Annotated in this window: 16 protein-coding genes; 7 read left to right on the forward strand and 9 right to left on the reverse strand. The window is 63.2% G+C overall.

Going from position 1 to position 18,744, the window contains the following annotated elements; translation table 11 throughout:
* Nucleotides 1–131: 131 nt before the first annotated feature.
* Together alaS and VPH40_RS17970 are read right to left on the reverse strand one after the other, a co-directional pair.
* Nucleotides 132–2,744 carry an alanine--tRNA ligase gene (alaS, locus tag VPH40_RS17965; protein ID WP_328574103.1) on the reverse strand — a complete coding sequence of 871 codons (2,613 nt, stop codon included), beginning with the start codon at nucleotides 2,742–2,744 and terminating at the stop codon, nucleotides 132–134.
* A 119-nt stretch (nucleotides 2,745–2,863) separates the two neighbouring features.
* Nucleotides 2,864–3,322 (reverse strand): Fur family transcriptional regulator, encoded by a 459-nt coding sequence (locus VPH40_RS17970; protein ID WP_305054384.1) that lies wholly within the window; start codon nucleotides 3,320–3,322, stop codon nucleotides 2,864–2,866.
* 158 nt (nucleotides 3,323–3,480) lie between these two features.
* On the opposite strand from VPH40_RS17970, the gene VPH40_RS17975 reads away from it, so the two are divergent.
* Nucleotides 3,481–5,538: a TonB-dependent receptor domain-containing protein gene (locus VPH40_RS17975; RefSeq protein WP_328574104.1), complete on the forward strand. Its 2,058-nt coding sequence runs from the start codon at nucleotides 3,481–3,483 to the stop codon at nucleotides 5,536–5,538.
* A gap of 115 nt (nucleotides 5,539–5,653) precedes the next feature.
* Here the strand turns inward: VPH40_RS17975 and ugpQ are convergent, their stop codons facing one another.
* Nucleotides 5,654–6,397 (reverse strand): glycerophosphodiester phosphodiesterase, encoded by a 744-nt coding sequence (gene ugpQ / locus VPH40_RS17980; RefSeq protein ID WP_328574105.1) that lies wholly within the window; start codon nucleotides 6,395–6,397, stop codon nucleotides 5,654–5,656.
* A 197-nt stretch (nucleotides 6,398–6,594) separates the two neighbouring features.
* On the opposite strand from ugpQ, the gene VPH40_RS17985 reads away from it, so the two are divergent.
* Together VPH40_RS17985 and VPH40_RS17990 are read left to right on the forward strand one after the other, a co-directional pair.
* A complete protein-coding gene (locus tag VPH40_RS17985) occupies nucleotides 6,595–7,713 on the forward strand; it encodes a sensor histidine kinase (protein ID WP_305054381.1) in 1,119 nt (372 codons plus the stop codon).
* Complete coding sequence (locus VPH40_RS17990) at nucleotides 7,710–8,573, forward strand: LytR/AlgR family response regulator transcription factor (RefSeq protein WP_328574106.1); 864 nt, start codon at nucleotides 7,710–7,712, stop codon at nucleotides 8,571–8,573. Before VPH40_RS17985 ends, VPH40_RS17990 begins: the two co-directional genes overlap by 4 nt.
* Before the next feature lie 5 nt (nucleotides 8,574–8,578).
* On the opposite strand, the gene VPH40_RS17995 is transcribed toward VPH40_RS17990, so the two are convergent.
* Complete coding sequence (locus VPH40_RS17995; protein ID WP_070257487.1) at nucleotides 8,579–8,905, reverse strand: hypothetical protein; 327 nt, start codon at nucleotides 8,903–8,905, stop codon at nucleotides 8,579–8,581.
* Between the two features lie 177 nt (nucleotides 8,906–9,082).
* Here VPH40_RS17995 and VPH40_RS18000 point away from each other — a divergent pair, with 177 nt between their 5' ends.
* Nucleotides 9,083–9,727 (forward strand): hypothetical protein, encoded by a 645-nt coding sequence (locus tag VPH40_RS18000; RefSeq protein WP_328574107.1) that lies wholly within the window; start codon nucleotides 9,083–9,085, stop codon nucleotides 9,725–9,727.
* Nucleotides 9,728–9,732: 5 nt separating this feature from the next.
* On the opposite strand, the gene VPH40_RS18005 is transcribed toward VPH40_RS18000, so the two are convergent.
* Complete coding sequence (locus VPH40_RS18005) at nucleotides 9,733–11,007, reverse strand: MFS transporter (RefSeq protein ID WP_289918211.1); 1,275 nt, start codon at nucleotides 11,005–11,007, stop codon at nucleotides 9,733–9,735.
* Nucleotides 11,008–11,114: 107 nt separating this feature from the next.
* On the opposite strand from VPH40_RS18005, the gene VPH40_RS18010 reads away from it, so the two are divergent.
* Nucleotides 11,115–12,017 carry a LysR family transcriptional regulator gene (locus VPH40_RS18010; RefSeq protein ID WP_328574108.1) on the forward strand — a complete coding sequence of 301 codons (903 nt, stop codon included), beginning with the start codon at nucleotides 11,115–11,117 and terminating at the stop codon, nucleotides 12,015–12,017.
* 28 nt (nucleotides 12,018–12,045) lie between these two features.
* Here VPH40_RS18010 and VPH40_RS18015 read toward each other — a convergent pair whose 3' ends face one another.
* The 4 genes from VPH40_RS18015 to VPH40_RS18030 form a co-directional block, all read right to left on the reverse strand.
* Nucleotides 12,046–12,918 carry a hypothetical protein gene (locus VPH40_RS18015; RefSeq protein WP_077400518.1) on the reverse strand — a complete coding sequence of 291 codons (873 nt, stop codon included), beginning with the start codon at nucleotides 12,916–12,918 and terminating at the stop codon, nucleotides 12,046–12,048.
* A 19-nt stretch (nucleotides 12,919–12,937) separates the two neighbouring features.
* Nucleotides 12,938–13,738, reverse strand: coding sequence for a hypothetical protein (locus VPH40_RS18020; protein WP_034781755.1), 801 nt, complete (start codon nucleotides 13,736–13,738; stop codon nucleotides 12,938–12,940).
* Nucleotides 13,728–14,240 (reverse strand): hypothetical protein, encoded by a 513-nt coding sequence (locus tag VPH40_RS18025; protein ID WP_034781751.1) that lies wholly within the window; start codon nucleotides 14,238–14,240, stop codon nucleotides 13,728–13,730. The genes VPH40_RS18020 and VPH40_RS18025 overlap by 11 nt, the downstream gene beginning before the upstream one ends.
* A gap of 96 nt (nucleotides 14,241–14,336) precedes the next feature.
* Complete coding sequence (locus VPH40_RS18030; protein WP_010395442.1) at nucleotides 14,337–14,630, reverse strand: DnaJ domain-containing protein; 294 nt, start codon at nucleotides 14,628–14,630, stop codon at nucleotides 14,337–14,339.
* Nucleotides 14,631–14,791: 161 nt separating this feature from the next.
* On the opposite strand from VPH40_RS18030, the gene VPH40_RS18035 reads away from it, so the two are divergent.
* Both VPH40_RS18035 and VPH40_RS18040 read left to right on the forward strand, forming a co-directional pair.
* Nucleotides 14,792–16,558: a glutamine--tRNA ligase/YqeY domain fusion protein gene (locus VPH40_RS18035; protein WP_328574109.1), complete on the forward strand. Its 1,767-nt coding sequence runs from the start codon at nucleotides 14,792–14,794 to the stop codon at nucleotides 16,556–16,558.
* 201 nt (nucleotides 16,559–16,759) lie between these two features.
* Nucleotides 16,760–18,619: a CHASE domain-containing protein gene (locus VPH40_RS18040; RefSeq protein WP_328574110.1), complete on the forward strand. Its 1,860-nt coding sequence runs from the start codon at nucleotides 16,760–16,762 to the stop codon at nucleotides 18,617–18,619.
* The last annotated feature ends 125 nt before the right edge of the window (nucleotides 18,620–18,744 follow it).

Below are 18,744 nucleotides of genomic sequence, written 5' to 3' on the forward strand. Positions count from 1 at the left end.
CCAAAATAGTTCATCGGCTGTTGTGGTGTCACAACGAGATTCCACACGGCAAAACGGCCCGCAAACACCGTCTGCGGGCCGTTTTCAAGGGACTGTGGGGCGAAAACCCCGCATGGAGCCTAGCTTACGCCTTATTTCGCGCGTTCGCCGACCCAGGCCGGCACGCCGGCCAGGGCGTTCGCCAGGCCGCTCGGATCGGTGCCGCCCGCTTGCGCCATATCGGGGCGTCCGCCGCCTTTTCCGCCCACTTGCTGTGCAACGAAGTTCACCAGCTCGCCCGCTTTGACCTTGCCAGTCGCGTCGGCCGTGACGCCGGCGATCAGGCTGACCTTGCCGTCGGCCACGCTGGCCAGCACGATGGCGGCCGTTTTCAGCTTGTCCTTCAGCTTGTCCATGGTTTCGCGCAAGCGGGCCACGTCGGCGCCGTCCAGCACGGCTGCGAGCACCTTGATGCCGTTGACATCGACGGCTTGCGTGAGCAGTTCATCGCCCTGGCCCGACGCCAGTTTCGATTTCAGCGCGGCCAGTTCCTTCTCCAGCGCCTTCACGTGGTCCTGCACCTGGCCGATACGGGCAGTGAGCTCTTCCGGCTGCGCCTTCAGGGCATTGGCTGCCTCGACCAGGCGGCGGTTGATGGTTTGCACCAGCGCCAGCGCGCCCTCGCCCGTCACGGCTTCCACGCGGCGGATGCCGGCGGCCACGCCGCTTTCGGCGATGATCTTGAACAAGCCGATGTCGCCCGTGCGCTGCACGTGGACGCCGCCGCACAGCTCTTTTGAGCTGCCGATGTCGAGCACGCGCACTTCGTCGCCGTATTTCTCGCCGAACAGGGCCATCGCGCCATGCTTGACGGCATCGTCAAACGACATCAGGTGCGCTTGCGTGGCGCGGTTTTCCAGGATCTCTTTATTGACAATGGTTTCCACGGCGGCGATTTGCTCTGCCGTCATCGGCGCATTGTGGCTGAAGTCGAAACGGGTTTTATCGGGGTCGACCAGCGAACCCTTTTGCGCCACGTGGCTGCCCAGCACTTCGCGCAAGGCCTTGTGCATCAAGTGCGTGGCCGAGTGGTTGCGGATGGTGCGCGCGCGCTTGGCCGTGTCGACTTGCGCCGAGACGGCGTCGCCCACCTTCAGCGCGCCCGATTCCAGCACGCCGTGGTGGCCAAACACGTCGGCCTGGATTTTCAGGGTGTCGCTGACGGCAAAGCTGCCGGCGCCCGAGGAAATCACGCCCTGGTCGCCCACCTGGCCGCCCGATTCCGCGTAGAACGGCGTGGTGTCGAGCACGACGATGCCCGCTTCACCGGCTTTCAGTTCAGCTACCTGCGTGCCGGCTGCATACAGCGCGACGACTTTGCTGCTGAACGTCAATTGATCGTAGCCGACGAAGGTGTTTTTCTCGCCCGTGTACTCGACCTTGCTGTCCTTGTGCGTCTTGCCGCCCTTGCGCGACAGTTCCTGGCTTTCCTTCAGGGCCGCGTCGTAGCCGGCCTGGTCGAACGTGATGTCGCGTTCGCGGCAGATGTCCGCCGTCAGGTCCGGCGGGAAGCCGTAGGTTTCGTACAGGGTGAAGGCGGTGGCGCCGTCGATGCCCGTGGCATCCTTGGCCAGCTGCGCTTCCAGCACTTTCATGCCCGTTTCCAGGGTTTCGCCGAAACGCTCTTCCTCGGCTTTCAGCATGTTGGCGACGTTGTCCTTCGCTTCTTCCAGCTCAGGATAGGCGCCGCCCATCTCGATGGCCAGGTCGGCCACCAGCTTGTAGAAGAACGGTTTCGTCTGGCCCAGCTTGTGGCCATGGCGCAAGGCGCGGCGGATGATGCGGCGCAATACATACGCGCGGCCTTCGCTGCCCGGGATGATGCCGTCGACGATCATGAAGGCGGCGGCGCGGATGTGGTCGGCGATCACGCGCAGCGACTTGTTTTCCAGGTCCGTGGCGCCCGTTTCACGCGCGGCAGCCTTGATCAGGTGCTGGAACAGGTCGATTTCATAGTTCGAATGCACGTGCTGCAGCACGGCGGCCAGGCGCTCCATGCCCATGCCCGTGTCCACGCATGGCTTCGGCAACTTGTGCATGACGCCCGCTTCATCGCGGTTGAACTGCATGAACACCAGGTTCCAGATTTCAATGAAGCGGTCGCCGTCTTCGTCAGGCGAGCCCGGCGGGCCGCCAGGAATGTCGGCGCCGTGGTCGTAGAAGATTTCCGTGCATGGACCGCATGGACCCGTGTCCGCCATCTGCCAGAAATTGTCCGACGCGTAGCGCGAGCCCTTGTTGTCGCCGATGCGGATGATGCGCTCGGTCGGCACGCCAATTTCTTTCGCCCAGATATCGTACGCTTCGTCATCTTCGATGTACACGGTGACGGTCAGCTTGTCGGCCGGCAAGCCATATACCTTGGTCAACAGTTCCCACGCGTATTGAATCGCGTCGCGCTTGAAATAATCGCCGAAGCTGAAGTTGCCCAGCATTTCAAAGAAGGTGTGGTGACGCGCCGTGTAGCCGACGTTTTCCAGGTCGTTGTGCTTGCCGCCGGCGCGCACGCAGCGCTGCACGGAAGTGGCACGCGTGTACGGACGGCTGTCCGTGCCCGTAAACACATCCTTGAATTGCACCATGCCGCTGTTCGTCAACAGCAAGGTCGGATCGTTGCCTGGCACCAGGGAACTGGAACGGACGATGGAATGGCCCTTGGACTCGAAAAATTTGAGGAACTTGTCGCGGATTTCAGTTGATTTCATGTTTTTTTGGCAAAGAGTGGCGGCAGCTTTAAAGGGAAGATTATACGTGATATGGGGTGCGGCAATGACGGCGGGCCAGGGCATTGTTGCGCCCGTGCCAACATCGACAACCTGCCCGCTCAGGCCGGGTCGTGGTGGCTGGCGCAGGCGTGCGTTGCAGGCGCGGCCTTGGCCGCCGCAGCGGATGGCGTAGGGCCGGCGGCCGCATTGCAGTCGGCGCAGCGGCCGTACAGGGTCAGTTCGTGGCGCTCGACGACAAAGCCTTGCGGCGCCATGCGCTTCAAGTCGCCCGGGCAATCATGCACGTCGAACACGCGCTGGCACGTGGTGCACTGGAAATGGTGGTGGTGGTGATTGGCGGCCGTGTTCGACTCATAGCGCGGGTTTTCACCCGGCAAGGTCACCACGTGCACCTTTTCTTCCAGCACCAGCGATTTCAAGTTGCGGTAAACGGTGGCGATGCCCAGCTGCGTCACCTGCAAGCTGGCCTGTTCGAGGATTTCCTGCGCCGACAAGGGGCGCTGGGCCGACTCGATGGCGGCTTGAATAGCGGTTTTTTGACGTGTTGTGCGTTCCATAGCCGACAGAATACACCATCCGCCTGACTCCTCTGCCCGGAAAAACTGTCACACAGTAATGATAATGGGTTATCATTATCATCTTCTGGCAGCCACCCCATCCGGCAATGGCCTGCCCCGACCCGTCAAACCGATCGCCGATAAAGGAATTCTTGCCCATGTCCGTCCGTCCTCACCAACCCACTCCCCTCGCGCTGGCCATCATGCTGGCCTTTGCCGCCCCTGCCAGCGCCGTGGCGCAGCAAGCGACAACCTTGCCCGCCGTGACCGTCTCGGCCAGCGCCCTGGCCCTGGGCAGCGACGACATGAGCACGCCCGTCACCGTGCTCGAAGGCGAGGAACTGGTGCGCGCCCGCGAAGCGACGCTGGGCGAAACCCTGGCCGGCCAGCCCGGCATCACGTCCAGCCATTTCGGCGCCGGCGCCAGCCGTCCCATCATCCGCGGCATGGATGGCCCGCGCGTGAAAGTGCTGTCCGACGGCGCGGAAGTGCAGGACGCGTCGACCATCAGCCCCGATCATGCCGTCGCGGCCGAACCGATGCTGTCGGAACAGATCGAAGTCTTGCGCGGCCCGTCCGCGCTGGCCTACGGCGGCGGCGCCGTCGGCGGCGTGGTCAACGTGATCGACAAGAAAATCCCCACGCGCGTGCCGGCGAAAGGTTTTGAAGGCAGCGCGGAAGTGCGCGCCAACTCGGCCGCGCGCGAAAAGGCGGGCGCCTTTGAAGTCACTGGCGGCTCCGGCAACATCGCCTTCCACGCGGAAGGCGTCAAGCGCGACGCGAAGGAATACAAGGTCGGCAGCGGCTGGGAAGGCGGTTCCAAGGTGGCCGGCAGCTACAACAAGACGGACACGGGCAGCGTGGGCGTGTCGTGGGTGGGACAGCGCGGCTTCCTGGGCCTGGCTTTCACGAGCCAGCATGCGGAATACGGTTTGCCTGGCCACAACCACGAATTTGAAAGCTGCCACCCGCACGGCACGCACCTGCATTGCGGCGGCCACGAAGGCCACGGCCATGGCGATGAAGAAGAACACGACCACGATCACGAGCATGAAAGCGTGCCGTACGTGAAGCTGAAGAGCGAGCGCTGGGACGTGCGCGGCGAATTGCGCGACCCCGTGCCCGGCTTCGCCAAGCTGCGCCTGCGCGCTTCGTTCACCGATTACAAGCACGATGAAATCGAAGGCACGGAAATCGCCACCACCTTCAAGAACAAGGGCCACGACGCACGCCTGGAAATGGAACACCATCCCGTCTTCGGCTGGCGCGGCGTGGTCGGCCTGCAAACGTCGAAGCGCGATTTCTCCGCCCTGGGCGAGGAAGCGTACGTGGCGCCGACGGTAACGAAGAAGCACGCGGCCTTCCTGGTCGAGGAATACAAGCTCGACCAATGGCGCTTCGAAGCGGGCTTGCGCCACGAATGGCAAGACATCACGGTCGACAGCGCCACCCTGCAAGACCGCAGCGCCAAGGGCACGTCCATCTCGCTGGGCGCCGTGTGGAAATTCGCACCCCAATATTCGCTCGGTTCGACCATTTCCCGCACGCACCGTTTGCCCAGCGCCGAGGAACTGTATGCGCACGGCGTGCACATGGCCACGGCCACGTATGAGCTGGGCAATCAAAACCTGGGCAAGGAAACGTCGAACAATATCGACTTGACCTTGCGCAAATATGCGGGCGCCACGACCTTCTCGGCCAGCGCCTACCGCAACAAGGTGGATAATTACATCTTCGGCTCCACCCTGGACAGCCACGAAGGCTTCCAGCTGATCCAGTACGCCCAGCGCGACGCCACGTTTACTGGCGTGGAAGGCCAGATCCGCCAGCAATTGAACCCCATGTTCGGCGCCAGCGTGTTCGGCGACTACGTGCGGGCCAAGCTGGCCGACGGCGGAGGCAACTTGCCGCGCATCCCGGCCCAGCGCGTGGGCGTGAAGGTCGACGCCAACTGGCAGGCATGGAGCGGCGTGGCCGAGTTCTACCGCGTGGGCAAACAGGATAAAGTGGCAGCGTTCGAAACGGCCACGCCGGGCCACAACATGCTGAACCTGTCCGCCAACTACGACACGCGCATCGGCACGACGCCGGCCCAGTTCTACATCAAGGCGAACAACCTGACGAATGAACTGGCGTACAGCCACACCTCGTTCATCAAGAATGCGGCGCCGTTGACGGGGCGCAACTTGACGGTCGGCATGCGTATCACCTTTTAATGTTTGACTAGACGGCAACTGCTGGGGTCAGCCCCGTCCGGGGGAATTTTTTCCAATGGGGAAAATTCCACTCCCGAAGGGACTGACCCCGGATTTCCGCTGAGTATGCATCGCATTATTCCGTCGCTCCGATCAGATCGATCCTGTCCGTACAAAACCCGTCCACACCCCAGGCCAGCAGCTCGCAGGCCCGTTCCGGGTTGTTGACGGTGTAGCAAAACAATCCCAATCCCTCTTCTTTGACTGCCAGCGCCTGCGCGCGCGTCAGCTGCTGGTGGTCGCAATGCAGCGCCACCACGCCCAGTTCGCGGGCCGTCCGCGCCCAGCCATCCGGTATCTGTTCGACCAGCCAGCCGCGCGCCAGTTCCGGGGCCGCCTGGCGCGCCGCCTCCAGCGCCGCAATGCTGAACGACGACAGCAGCGGCAATAATTCCCCTGCAGCGATTTCCTGCGCAAAATGATCGCGCGTGGCCAGCGCCACGGTCTTGCCCGTGGGAACGTCGAAGCCGGGCGCCGGCTTGATTTCGATATTCATCCAGATGCGCTGCGCCTTGCAATAGTTCACGACGGCATCGAAGGTGGGCACGCCTTCGCCCGCGAAAGCGGGGCCGAACCAGGCGCCCGCCTCCATCGCGCCCAGCTGCGCGGCCGTGTAATCGTTGATCTGCCCGCGACCGGCCACGGTACGGCCCAGGTCGGGGTCGTGCACGACGACGGGCACGCCGTCGGATGCCAGCATGACGTCGAATTCCACGGCGCGATAGCCGTAGGCCAGGCCGCAGCGCAGGGCGGCCAGGGTGTTTTCAGGCGCCAGGGTGCCGCCGCCGCGGTGCGCCAGGGTGCGTGGATAAGGCCACATGATGCTTCCTTTATAGCAATTCCATGGATACAGACTGTCTTGCCATACTATTGCGTGCCTGCCCTGAAAAGTAAAGCGGCCCCGTTTGGCGATCCTCCGCGGCGAATGGCGGCGCGCCAGCCCCGTTTCGTCGCAGCCCGGTTGCGCCCAGGCTTGCGCTGGCACACAATGCCCCATCGCTACCAGCAGACACCACCATGAAAACCGACGCAACATCCGCCGCAGCGCCAGCAGCCAAGGCCAGGTCTCCGTACTACCGCATGCTGCCCGACGCGCGCTATGCGCTGGCGCTGAACGTGATTTGCGCACTGGTCATTACCTTCATCCTCAATCCAGGCAGCCATTTCGGGCAAAACCTGATCGCCTCGATGTGCATCGGCACGATCGCCTTCTTGCTGATTGACGGCATGCGCCTGACCCTGTGGGGCGAAGGCCAGCGGCCGAAATTCCTGCCCTTCATGCTCATCATCCTCATTTCCGTGCCCGTGGCGCAAATGCTGGGCCTGACCCTGTTCAGCTGGCTGACGGGCGTGGACGTGGGCGGCTTCGAAAGCCTGCTGCCTACCCAGATGATCAGCACGCTCGTATTTACCCTGCTGGCCACGGGCGGCGCCGTGCTGTTTTTCTCCAGCCGCGAAAAAATTGCCCGCCTGCAAATGGAAGCCGCCCAGGAAAAAGCCCGCGCCGAATCCGTGGCGCGCCAGGCTATGCAAGCCCAGCTGCAGCTGCTGCAGGCGCAGATCGAGCCGCACATGCTGTTCAACACCCTGGCCAACCTGCAAGGCCTGATCAGCTTTGACCCGGAGCGCGCCCAGTTGCTGCTCGACCAGCTGATCCAGTATCTGCGCGCCACCCTCTCTTCCTCGCGCGCCGGGTCCACCACCCTGGAGCAGGAATTTTCCCTGATGCAAGCCTACCTGGGCCTGATGTCGATACGCATGGGTGCGCGCCTACGCTTTACGCTGGACTTGCCCGACACTTTGCGCCAGATCAAGGTGCCCCCCATGCTGCTGCAACCACTGGTGGAAAACGCCATCCAGCACGGCCTGGAACCGAAGATCGAAGGCGGACACATCCACGTGCAGGCATCCACGGACGCTGGCGTGCTGCTGCTCACCGTCAGCGACGATGGCCTGGGCCTCGACCATCCGGGCCAGACCAAGGGCACCCACCTGGGCGTGGCGAATATCCGCGAACGCCTGCGCGGCATGCACGGCGACGCCGCCAGCCTGTCGCTGACCGCCAACCATCCGGCAGGCGCGACCGCCCGCCTGACACTTCCCCTTCCACCCACCATCACGAGCCACCTCGCATGAGTCCACATACCCCACGCGCGCCGCGCGCCCTGATCGCCGAAGACGAACCCATCCTCGCCGCCGCCCTCGCACACGCCTTGCAACGGCTGTGGCCGGAGCTCGACATCGTTGCCACTTGCCCCAACGGCGTGGAAGCCTTGCGGCAAGGGCTGGCGCTGCAACCCGACATATTATTTCTCGACATCAAGATGCCGGGCAAGACGGGCCTGGAAGCGGCCGAGGAACTGGCGGAACAGTGGCCGGACGGCGTGCCTTTCCCCCACATCGTGTTTGTCACCGCCTACGACGAATATGCGCTGGCCGCCTTCGAACACGCGGCCGCCGATTACGTCTTAAAACCCGTCAACGATGCGCGCCTGGGCAAGACGGTGGAACGCCTGCAGCAACGCTTGCGCGACAGCGCTGGCGGCAACGGCAACGGCAACGCTACAGCTACGGCAAGCCCAACGCCAGCGACGTCGGCAGCCGAATCCGCCAGCGACGGCAACATGGCCCGCCTGCTGAGCCAGTTGCAAGCCATGCTGCCGCCAGCGCCGCGCCTGCAAATGATACGGGCCGCCGTCGGCAACAGCGTGCGCATGATCGCCCTGGCCGATGTCGTGTATTTCGAAGCGCTGGACAAATACATCAACGTCGTGTGCCAGGACAGCGAAGCGCTGATACGCACGAGCCTGAAAGAGTTGCTGCCCCAGCTGGACCCGCAACAATTCTGGCAAATCCACCGGGGCACCATCGTCAACGCCAGCGCCATCGCCACGGCCGTGCGCGACGAGGCCGGCAAGCTGTCGCTGACCCTGCGCCGGCATCCGGCGCAGCTGCGCGTCAGCCCTTTATATGCCCATTTGTTCCGCCAGATGTAGCACGCCTAATGCAGCTGGTGCTTCAGGTCCGACAATTCATCATGCACCTTGAGCACAGCGCTCTTCATTTCCGGCGTCACGCTGGCCGCCGTGCCGCATGCCCGCTTGGCGCGGTCGCCCAGCGATTCCATCTGGTCGACGGCTTGCCGGATGCGCGCATCGTCTTGCGTGTCGATGGCTTGCCGCACGGCGTTCTTTTGCTGATCCAGCTGATTGATGCAATCCTTCAAGTCCATCGGCATGCCCTGCTGCTTGCCGCACAGCTGGGCCGCCTGACCGATCGCATGTTCAATGGCGCCAAAGCGCCGTGCCACTTCCTTTACTTGCATCATGATGATCTCCTGTTCGCGTGGTGTCCGGGGTTGGATCACCAGACTGGCGCAGGGTTCCCCGCCAGCCGCCATGGCGTTGAAATTTCCATATGGCACTTTTTTGTAAGCACTGGTGACATTTTAGATAATTATCAAATCCTTCAGATACATTGGCGTACCTGAACCACCATGCCCTCCATGACCTCGCCAACTACCCTGCCCCGCCGCGCTCCCAGCCTGCTGCTGATCGTCCTGCTGCACCTTGGCTTTGCGTATATCGTCTTGCAGTCACGGCCCCGCGCCGTCATGGATGAACACTTGCCGCAAGGTCCGGCCATCGCCTGGCTGCGCCACACGCTCCCGGCGCCGCCCAAGCCGGTCCACGTACCGTTGCCCGACGCAAAACCGGCCGCCGCACGCCCGCCGCGCCTGCCCGTGCCGGCGCCCGTCAGCCGCCCCTTGCCCGTTCCTGCCGCCGAACAGGCGCCGGCGCCCGCAATGCCGGAAGCGATCACGCTCGCCGCGCCGCCCAGCGCGGCCGACATCCTGGCGCAAGCCAAGCGCGACGTGGGCAAGATCGACAAGGAGCTGCGCAAGGAATTCCCGCAACGGGGTGGGGAGAAATTCGACGATACGGGCTTCAAGCGCATGCAACAGGGATTTGCCGAGGCCTACGCGGCCGTGCCGCCGAAATGGTATGAAGCGTCAAGGATCGAGGAGATCGGCGCGAATGAGGCCAAGGGCAGCCGCACCTATAAAATCACTAGCGCGCTGGGTACCTTGTGCGTGACCACGCGCGCGGGCAAGCAGGGGGAAACGATGATCGGCATGTGTCCCAAATAGCTGCCTCAGCCCACCGCTTCGCGCGCGCCCAGCGGCTGCAAATGGCGCAGGCGCAAGGCGATCAGCACGCCGCCGCCCAGGCACAGGCCCAGCATGACGACCACGCCCGTCCAGCCGTCGAAGCCCCACATCATGCCCGAAGCGGACCCGATCAGGCTGGAACCCAGGTAATAGAACAGCAAATAAAAGGCCGAGGCCAGCGCCTGCGGCGCGCGGGCGCGGCGGCTGACCCAGCTGCTGGCGATCGAGTGCGAGGCGAAGAAGCCGAAGGTGGCCAGCGCCATGCCGATGACGATCAGCGGCAGCGAGTCGAACAGGGTCAATACAATGCCGGACAGCATCACCGACAACATGATCCACAGCACGCCCCGGCGCCCCAGGCGGTCCACCAGGCGGCCCGCCCAGACGGAACTGAAGATGCCGATCAGGTACAAAAAGGCCAGCAAGCCGACCGTACTCTGGCGCAAGCCGAAGGGCGCGGCCAGCAGGCGGTAGCCGATGTAGTTATACAGGCTGACGAAACAGCCCATCAGCACGAAGGCCAGGCAGAACAGCCACGGCAAGCCCTTATCCGAAAAATGCTGCCTGATCGCGTGCGGCAAGGCATTCCAGCCCTTGGTGCTGGGCACGAAGTTCTTCGACGCGGGCAGGCTGCGCCAGAATTCCGCCGCCGCCAGCACGCCGGCCACGCCCAGCACGCCCAGGGCCCAGCGCCACGACAGGAAATCGCTGAGCATGGACGCCACCAGCCGCCCCGACATGCCGCCAAACGCGCTGCCGGCGATATACAGTCCCATCGACAAGCCCAGCGACGGCCCTTCGATTTCCTCGCCCAGGTACGCCATGGCCACGGCCGGCATGCCGCCTAGGGCCACGCCCAGCGCGGCGCGAATCGCCAGCAACTGCGCATAATCCTGCGCGAACGCAGACAAAATGGTCAATATTGCGGCGGAAAACATCGACGCCACCATCAGCGGCTTGCGCCCGACCCTGTCCGACACCGCGCTCAGCAGCACCAGCGAGATGGCCAGCAAGCCGCTCGACACGGACAGGGACCAGCTGCTTTGCGCCGGCGTCAGATGGAACTGGTGCGACAGCAGCGGGAACAGGGGCTGAATGCAGTACAGCAAGCTGAAGGTGGAAAAACCGCCGAAGAACAGCGCGCGGTTGCTGCGCTTGAATTCGATGGAACCCTTGGCGATGGCCGTGCGGGAAGCGGGAGCGGCAGGCGAAAGCGCCGGCGTGGCGGCGGAGGCATAAGCGAGCGATGAATCAGACATGGCCGTGTTCGTGAAAGAAGCGAGTCTTCATCTTAGGATTGCCAACTCATATCGTCCAATATATATTTAAGGCCCAACTCATACTTTAAAACGATTACTGGACTAATATGGAACTGCGCCACCTGCGTTACTTTGTCGCCGTCGCCGAGGAGTTGCACTTCACGCGCGCGGCCGAGCGCCTGCACATCGGCCAGCCGCCGCTGAGCCAGCAAATCCAGGCGCTGGAAGCGGAATTGGACGCGCAGTTGTTCGAACGCAACAAGCGCTCCGTGCGGCTGACGCAGGCGGGCACGCTGTTCCTCGACGATGCGCGGCGCATCCTGGCGCTGTCGGAGCAGGCGGCCGTCACGGCGCGCCGGGCCCAACGGGGCGAAGCGGGCGAATTGCGCATCGGTTTTACCTTTTCCACGCCGTTCACGCCGTATTTCGCCACCGTCATCAACCGCTACCGCCAACTCTTTCCGCACGTCACATTGACCCTGCACGAAATGGCGACATTGCATCAGCTGGAAGCGATCTCGGGGCGGACCATGGACCTGGGCTTCGTGCGCCCGCCGGAAACGACGTACCCCTCCGATATCAAGCTGACGCAACTGCGCCAGGACCCGCTGTTCCTCGTGCTGCCCGTCGCCCACGCGCTGGCGGCCAAGGAGGCGATTGCCATCGCCGACATGGCGGGCGAAGGTTTTGTCATGTATCCCAAGGATGCGGGCACGGGGATTTATCCGCAGATCTTCCGCCTGTGCAAGGCAGCCGGCTTCGTGCCCCAGGTGGCGCAGGAAGCGGGCGAGGCGTCGACCATCATCGGCCTGGTGGCGGCTGGCTGCGGCATTTCCGTGCTGCCCGCCTCGTTCGACCGCATCCGCATGGATGGCGTGTGCTACCGCCCGATCGACGACCCGCAGGCGACGACCAGTCTGTTACTGGCGCAAAGGGAAGAAGAAACGTCGCCGCTGGTGGCGGCATTCGTGAAACTGGCCGAGGAAGCGGCGCTGGAAGGGGGAGCGTAGGCCGGCAGGCGCCGGCCCACGTACTGCATTACGAGTAGTCGGCGTCCAGCTCCGAACCCGCGTAGTTTTCCAGGTCCTCGAACAGGCTCTTCATGCTGGCCCGCGTGAGGATTTTATGCACGACGGTGCAGCTGCGGCGGTACGAGGCGATGCGGTCGAGCAACACCGGGTGATGCTGCACGGGCACCTTGGCCACCAGGGCGGCCCAGCCTTCCTCGAAGTCGGGCTTGTTCTTGCGCACGGAACGCACGAAACGCTCGAACTCCTTCTGCCCCGTGCGCGCGATGACACGCCCGCCGCCTTCGATGGCGAAGATGATGGCCAGGGCGATGACGCCCTCGGCATTCAAGTCGCTGTCGCTGACGGGGCCATTGTCGTGGTGGCGGCGCAGCCAGCCGGCCAGGCGCACGACGGCTTGCACTTCCTTGCGCTGTTGCAACTGCAACGCATACTTTTCATAGCCGGCCCAGTTCTGGTTCGGGTCGGCCTGGCAAATATCGATGAACAGCTCGCGCAGGCGCCGCTGCAGGTAGACGGGGTCCTGGTCGTATTCGCCGACGAGGGCGTCTTCCGGCAGCTGCGACAATTCCTTGATCAGGCGAAAGCCCACCTGGAACGCGTGCTCGGCGCCGTGCTCGACGAGGAAATCGAGCGCGGCCTGGTCGCCTTCATGCGTGACGGCCTGTTCCAGGCCCAAGGACACGCCGCCCACCGTCAGATACAGCGCTTTCTGGATGCCGTCGGCCGTGCGTTCATTCGTGAACTTCTCGGCCACCATGGCCGTGATGCCCGTCAATTCATCGGCCAGGTTCAGGGCCGCGTCTTCGCGCGGGTCGCCCGGCAACAGTTTGATGGCGCGCACCAGGCGCGGAAGATTCTCTACAACAATTGCTGGCAGCATTAGACGTTCCCTGCTTTCATTACGAGAAAATGCCCGTGCCCAGGCTGCGGCGCGTGCTGGAACGCGGCGCGCTGCGCGTGCTCGGCACTTGCTTGCGCAGGCGGTACAGCAATTCCTTGGTACTGCGCTGCAACATGGTCGGCTCTTCGTCCGGGTCGTCCGAGTATTCCGCGTCGGCCAGGTCGGCGCTGTGGCGGAAGTCGGGGAACAGTTCGAACAACGAGCGGTCCCAGCCGTCTTCATTCGCTTGCGCCAGCTCAATGGCCAGCGGCACGACGTCGTTGTCGGACGAGGTCACGCCCGTCACATACGGTCCCTTGATGACGATCTCGCCCGCCACTTCGAGGATTTCCTTCGGCGCCATCGAGAACAGGATGGCGAACGCCGTGGCGCCCCAGTCGGTGGCGGACGCTTCGAGCAGCAGCTCGCGGCGGCGCTCGGCGTCGTCGGTGGAAAACACGACGCCGTGGATGTGCGCGAACAGGGCTTCGGCGATGCGTTCCGGATCATCCTCGATCTGGTCGTCGCTCCAGGTGGCGGCGATGAAGGCCAGGCTGTCGGCCCAGGCTTTCGGCGGTACCAGCAAGGTCGCCAGCGACATCTTGCCGCCGTCGAAGCCGGCCAGGTGCAGGGCCGTCACTTGCGGCGGGATGGCATTCAACACTTCCACCACGGCAAGATCGCCGTACTGGTCGGCCGCGTCGGCAAACGCCTGCTCGGCGTGGCCCAGCGAACCGGACAGCACCAATTCCGTGACTTGTTTCGTCAGCGCGGGAAGATTGCTCTTTTGATCCGCATTTTGCTTGTCATTATCGGCCATGGTCATCTCCATCCTGGTCAAACATCTGGGCGAAATCGTCGGTCGCTTCGTCTTCATCGTGCTCGTCGTCGCCGTCGTCATTGGCGGCCAGCTGGTCCAGCGACTGGTCGTCGTCGTCCCACAGGCGGGGATTCTTGTGCAGGAAGGCCGTGATGATGGCCTGGCGCGCCAGGTCGGGGAAGCTTTCCTCGATGGCGGCGTACATCTTGGCCGCTTCCGGCGCGGCGCACGCGGCCATGGAAAACACGCGGGCCGTATCGCCGAATTCGTAGTCTTCGCTTTCGGCCAGCAAGCCTTTCGGGTCGCTGAAGGTGATGTGGTCGACCAGCGCGAAGGCCAGCATGTTCACGTCTTCGATGCCGCCGCCGCTCGCGTATTCGCCCACCAGCGCGTCGACCATGCTTTTGTAGTTCTTGCGGTTCGGCGGGTCGCCGAGGATGCCTTCGATCTGGCCTTCCAGCTCGCGCGACTGATACGCGAATTCAGGGTGTACTCTTCTCATGCTGTGCTTTCCAATGTGATGCGCGGCGCTGGATTAACAGCGCCGTTGTTGTTGTTTTTCAAGTAATTCTGGCCGGCTGATGCGGGCCGCATCGATTTAATCGGCAGGTAATACTGTACCGTGGAGGCGGAACACGCCGCACCACAGGGCATAGGCTTCCGCTTCCGGATCGATGATGATGCGGTGGTTCACGCTCTGGTCGTATTCGGCGCGCTTGGCCGGGTCGGCCAGGATCTCATACGCCTTGGTGACGCTCTTGAAGCGCGCCTCGGCGCCGGGGGCCTGGTTGCGGTCGGGGTGGAAGCGCATGGCCAGCGAGCGGTAAACCTTCTTGATTTCATCGTCGCTGGCATTGGGCGCGACACCGAGGACGTTATATAAATTTTCCATAAAAGGCTCCGGGGTCACGTTTTTCTACTAATTAAAGGCGAATTATCCTATAGAACGGCGCCCGCGTCGCTTGCATGCCGGGAAATGGGGGCAAATACGTGCTTATAAAGCGCTTGCGGTACGGTAAAATGCTTTTTACTGTCACTCTTCCGCATTGATCAATGAGCAACGATAAACCGAATAACGCCGCGCCGGCGCTGGCGCCCAATTTCTTGCGTAACATCATCGAAGCCGACCTGGCTGCCGGCGCCCATGTGCGTCCCGGCCTGCCCCAGGTGATCACGCGTTTCCCGCCGGAGCCGAACGGCTACCTGCACGTGGGCCACGCCAAGTCGATCTGCGTCAACTTCGGCCTGGCGCGCGATTACGCCGGCCAGTGCAACCTGCGTTTCGACGACACCAATCCGGCGAAGGAAGAGCAGGAATACGTCGACACCATCATGGACAGCGTGAAATGGCTGGGCTTTGACTGGGAACCGAAGCAGGCCGATGGCCAGAGCCACCTGCACTACGCGAGCGACTATTTCGACCAGCTGTACGCGATGGCCGAGTACCTGATCACGGCCGGCTTTGCCTATGTGGACAGCCAGAGCGCCGAAGACATGGCCGCCAACCGGGGCAATTTCGGCCAGGCAGGCAAGAATTCGCCGTTCCGCGACCGTCCGCGCGACGAATCGCTGGCCCTGTTCCGCGCCATGAAGGCGGGCCAGTTCAAGGATGGCGAGCACATCCTGCGCGCGAAGATGAGCGAAGATGCCATGAGTTCGCCGAACATGAACTTGCGCGACCCGGCCATCTACCGCATCCGCCATGCGCACCACCACCGCACGGGCGACGCCTGGTGCATCTATCCGATGTACGACTACACGCACCCGATCTCGGACGCGCTGGAAAACATCACGCATTCGATCTGCACCCTGGAATTCCAGGACCACCGCCCGTTCTACGACTGGCTGCTGGAAACCCTGTCGGCCGGCGGCTTCTTCCAGCAACCGGTGCCGCACCAGTTTGAATTCTCGCGCCTGAACCTGACCTACATCGTCACCAGCAAGCGCAAGCTGCGCCAGCTGGTGGAAGAAAAAATCGTCGACGGCTGGGACGACCCCCGCATGCCGACCCTGGTGGGCATGCGCCGCCGCGGCTACACGCCGGAAGCGATTCAACTGATGTGCGAACGCACGGGCGTGACGAAATCCGATGGCTGGATCGACTACAGCGTGCTCGAAGGCTGCCTGCGCGAAGACCTGGACCCGAAGGCGCCCCGCTCCGTGGCCGTGCTGCGTCCATTGAAACTGATCATCGACAATTTCCCTGAAAACGACAGCGTGGAATGCACGGCGCCCGTGCACCCGCACTTCCCGGAGCGCGGCTTGCGCACCTTCCCCATCTCGCGCGAGCTGTGGATCGAGGAAGACGACTTCATGGAAGTGCCGAACAAGGGCTATTTCCGCCTGTATCCGCCGATCGACGACAAGCCGGGCAGCAAGGTTCGCCTGCGCTACGGCTACGTGATCGAGTGCACGGGCTTTGACAAGGATGAAAACGGCAAGGTCATCGCCGTGCACTGCACCTACTTCCCGGACAGCAAGTCGGGCACGGAAGGCAGCGCCAACTACAAGGTCAAGGGCAATATGCACTGGGTCAGCGCGCCGACGGCGATTCCCGCCGAAGTACGCCTGTACGACCGCCTGTTTACGGACCCGCAGCCGGACGCGGGCGGCAAGGACTTCAAGCTGGCCCTGAATCCGCTGGCCAAGGAAGTGGTGCAGGCGTGGCTGGAACCGGGCGCGGAACTGGCCCAGCCGGAACAGCGCTTCCAGTTCGAACGCCACGGCTATTTTGCGGCCGACCGGGTCGACAGCCAGCCGGGCAAGCCCGTCTTCAACCGCATCGTCACCCTGAAAGACAGCTGGCAGCCCGCCAAATAAGGGCTGGACGGCACACGAAAAAAACCGCTGCGGCGGTTTTTTTTCGTTTCAAAGAGAAATATTGCCTGTTGACTATATTCACGATAGTTTTGTATATTGGGCAGCTATTGAGCAATTTGCAATTTCGATAGTCCTTGTGCAACTGAGTACAGCCACCACCACACAGGCGGCACCCGATTCCTCTTCCTGATGCGGATGGCGATGTCTTCTACTGCCGGCGAACACCCCTTAGCTGCTGAAAAAAGACCGCTGTGGCTGTTCGGCTTTGTCGTGTCGACGATGGTGGGCCTGCTGTTCTACATGGCCGCTTCGCTGTCGATCGAAAGCGATGCCAGCGAACAATTCAACAATCTGGCGCGCAACACCCAGAAAAACATCGAATCGCGCACCAAGTCGTATGCCAACCTGCTGCGCGGCACGGCCAGCCTGTTCCAGGCCAACGAACACGTGAGCCGCGAGCAATTCCACCGCTACGTGGCCAACATCGCCCTGCAACAGAACTATCCGGGCGTGATGAATCTCAATTACAGCCAGGAACTCGACGAGACGCAGCGCGCCGCCTACGAAACGGCCATGCGGCGCGACTATCCGCCCGGGCGCGACGGCTATCCGGCGTTTGCCATCCACCCGCCCGGCCCGCGCGCCCAGTATTCCGTGCTCGTATACATCGAGCCGATTGCCAGCGCCCCGGAAAAGTATGGCTACGACATCGCCTCGCGCCCGCAGATCGCCGAAGCGCTGGCGCAGTCGCGCGATTCCGGCCACATCAGCAATTCCGGCGTGCCCGTGCCGATGGACGGCCGTCCCCAGTTGACGGGCATGGCCATGCGCCTGCCCGTGTACCGCTTCGGCATGCCCGTCGAGACGGTGGAGCAGAGGCGCGCGGCCTACCAGGGGTCCGTCGGCATCGGCTACGACCTGGTGACGATGATGCGCAGCGCGCTGGCCGACATGCCGGTACGCAACGTCCGCCTGACCCTGTTCGATATCGGCCCGCAGGCGCTGCAACAGCGGGACGTGCCGCTGCAGTTGCCGCACGACATGCGCCCCATCTTCGACAGCACGACGGCGGGCATGCATGCGCCATGGTGGCAGCCCGGCAGTTCGGGCCGCTACCTGAGCAGCACGCTGCTGATCGAGCACAATGGCCGCGCCTGGCAAGCGCTGTTCAGCGTGCGCAAGAGCGACCTGTATTCGCGCTTCGACGCCTTCCTGCCGTGGCTGGCCCTGCTGATCGGCTTTGCCAGCACCATGCTGCTGTATGTGCTGTTCCACACCCTGGCGTCGTCGCGCCGGCGCGCCATCCAGATGGCGACGGGCATGACGGAGGAGTTGCGCGCCAGCCAGATCCGATTGCAACTGTCGCACCAGAAACTGCGCCGCCTGGCCGCGCACGCCGACCAGATCAAGGAAGAAGAGCGCAAGCGCATCGCGCGCGAAATTCACGACGACCTGGGACAGAATCTGCTCGTCCTGCGCATCGACGCCGACATGCTTGCCTCGCGCACGCAGCGCCGCCACCCGCGCCTGAACGCCCGCGCCCGCTCAACCCTGGAGCAGATCGACGCCACCATCAAGAGCGTGCGGCAGATCATCAACGACTTGCGCCCTACCGTGCTGGACCTGGGCGTGAATGCGGCCGTCGAATGGCAGGTGGCGCAATTTCGCCAGCGCACGGGCATCGCCTGCGAAGTGAGCGAAAGCCATGACGACATTTGCCTCAGCGACCAATGCGCGACGGCCCTGTTCCGCATCCTGCAAGAGTCGCTCAGCAATATTTCCCAGCATGCGAATGCCAGCCGCGTGCAGGTCAAGCTGGAAAAGTGCCGCGATACGGTGTCGATGAGCGTCAGCGACAACGGCGTGGGCGCGGCCATCGACGGGCGCAACAAGCTCGGTTCGTTTGGCCTGGTGGGGATAGAAGAACGCATCAAGTTACTGGGTGGCACTTTTTACATCGAAAGCAGCCCCGGCGCCGGCATGAGCGTGCACGTCAGCGTGCCGCTGGGCGCGGACGCCACCGCGTTTCCCTACGAGGAAGAAAGCCGGGCCAGCGGCTGACCGGCACGCGCCCCGCATGAATCAAGCTCAGCTTGCATATTTCGTAATAAGATGCAATATTGATGTAGAACAACTTAGCGCCTGCCCGCCATGGGCAAGGCATTCCTCGACTACTTGCCAGGAGT

The organism is Janthinobacterium sp. P210005 (genome assembly GCF_036231865.1).
GTDB classification, from domain to species: Bacteria; Pseudomonadota; Gammaproteobacteria; order Burkholderiales; family Burkholderiaceae_D; genus Janthinobacterium; species Janthinobacterium kumbetense.

What these genes read in the sequence shown, in the direction of transcription:
- VPH40_RS18010 (WP_328574108.1), top strand. Translation starts at nt 11,115, where the DNA reads ATGGAACTGCGCCACCTGCGTTACTTTGTCGCCGTCGCCGAGGAGTTG.
- VPH40_RS18025 (WP_034781751.1), bottom strand. Translation starts at nt 14,240, where the DNA reads ATGAGAAGAGTACACCCTGAATTCGCGTATCAGTCGCGCGAGCTGGAA.
- VPH40_RS18030 (WP_010395442.1), bottom strand. Translation starts at nt 14,630, where the DNA reads ATGGAAAATTTATATAACGTCCTCGGTGTCGCGCCCAATGCCAGCGAC.
- ugpQ (WP_328574105.1), bottom strand. Translation starts at nt 6,397, where the DNA reads ATGTGGCCTTATCCACGCACCCTGGCGCACCGCGGCGGCGGCACCCTG.
- VPH40_RS18000 (WP_328574107.1), top strand. Translation starts at nt 9,083, where the DNA reads ATGACCTCGCCAACTACCCTGCCCCGCCGCGCTCCCAGCCTGCTGCTG.
- VPH40_RS18040 (WP_328574110.1), top strand. Translation starts at nt 16,760, where the DNA reads ATGTCTTCTACTGCCGGCGAACACCCCTTAGCTGCTGAAAAAAGACCG.
- VPH40_RS18020 (WP_034781755.1), bottom strand. Translation starts at nt 13,738, where the DNA reads ATGGCCGATAATGACAAGCAAAATGCGGATCAAAAGAGCAATCTTCCC.
- alaS (WP_328574103.1), bottom strand. Translation starts at nt 2,744, where the DNA reads ATGAAATCAACTGAAATCCGCGACAAGTTCCTCAAATTTTTCGAGTCC.
- VPH40_RS18035 (WP_328574109.1), top strand. Translation starts at nt 14,792, where the DNA reads ATGAGCAACGATAAACCGAATAACGCCGCGCCGGCGCTGGCGCCCAAT.
- VPH40_RS18015 (WP_077400518.1), bottom strand. Translation starts at nt 12,918, where the DNA reads ATGCTGCCAGCAATTGTTGTAGAGAATCTTCCGCGCCTGGTGCGCGCC.
- VPH40_RS17970 (WP_305054384.1), bottom strand. Translation starts at nt 3,322, where the DNA reads ATGGAACGCACAACACGTCAAAAAACCGCTATTCAAGCCGCCATCGAG.
- VPH40_RS17985 (WP_305054381.1), top strand. Translation starts at nt 6,595, where the DNA reads ATGAAAACCGACGCAACATCCGCCGCAGCGCCAGCAGCCAAGGCCAGG.
- VPH40_RS17990 (WP_328574106.1), top strand. Translation starts at nt 7,710, where the DNA reads ATGAGTCCACATACCCCACGCGCGCCGCGCGCCCTGATCGCCGAAGAC.
- VPH40_RS18005 (WP_289918211.1), bottom strand. Translation starts at nt 11,007, where the DNA reads ATGTCTGATTCATCGCTCGCTTATGCCTCCGCCGCCACGCCGGCGCTT.
- VPH40_RS17995 (WP_070257487.1), bottom strand. Translation starts at nt 8,905, where the DNA reads ATGATGCAAGTAAAGGAAGTGGCACGGCGCTTTGGCGCCATTGAACAT.
- VPH40_RS17975 (WP_328574104.1), top strand. Translation starts at nt 3,481, where the DNA reads ATGTCCGTCCGTCCTCACCAACCCACTCCCCTCGCGCTGGCCATCATG.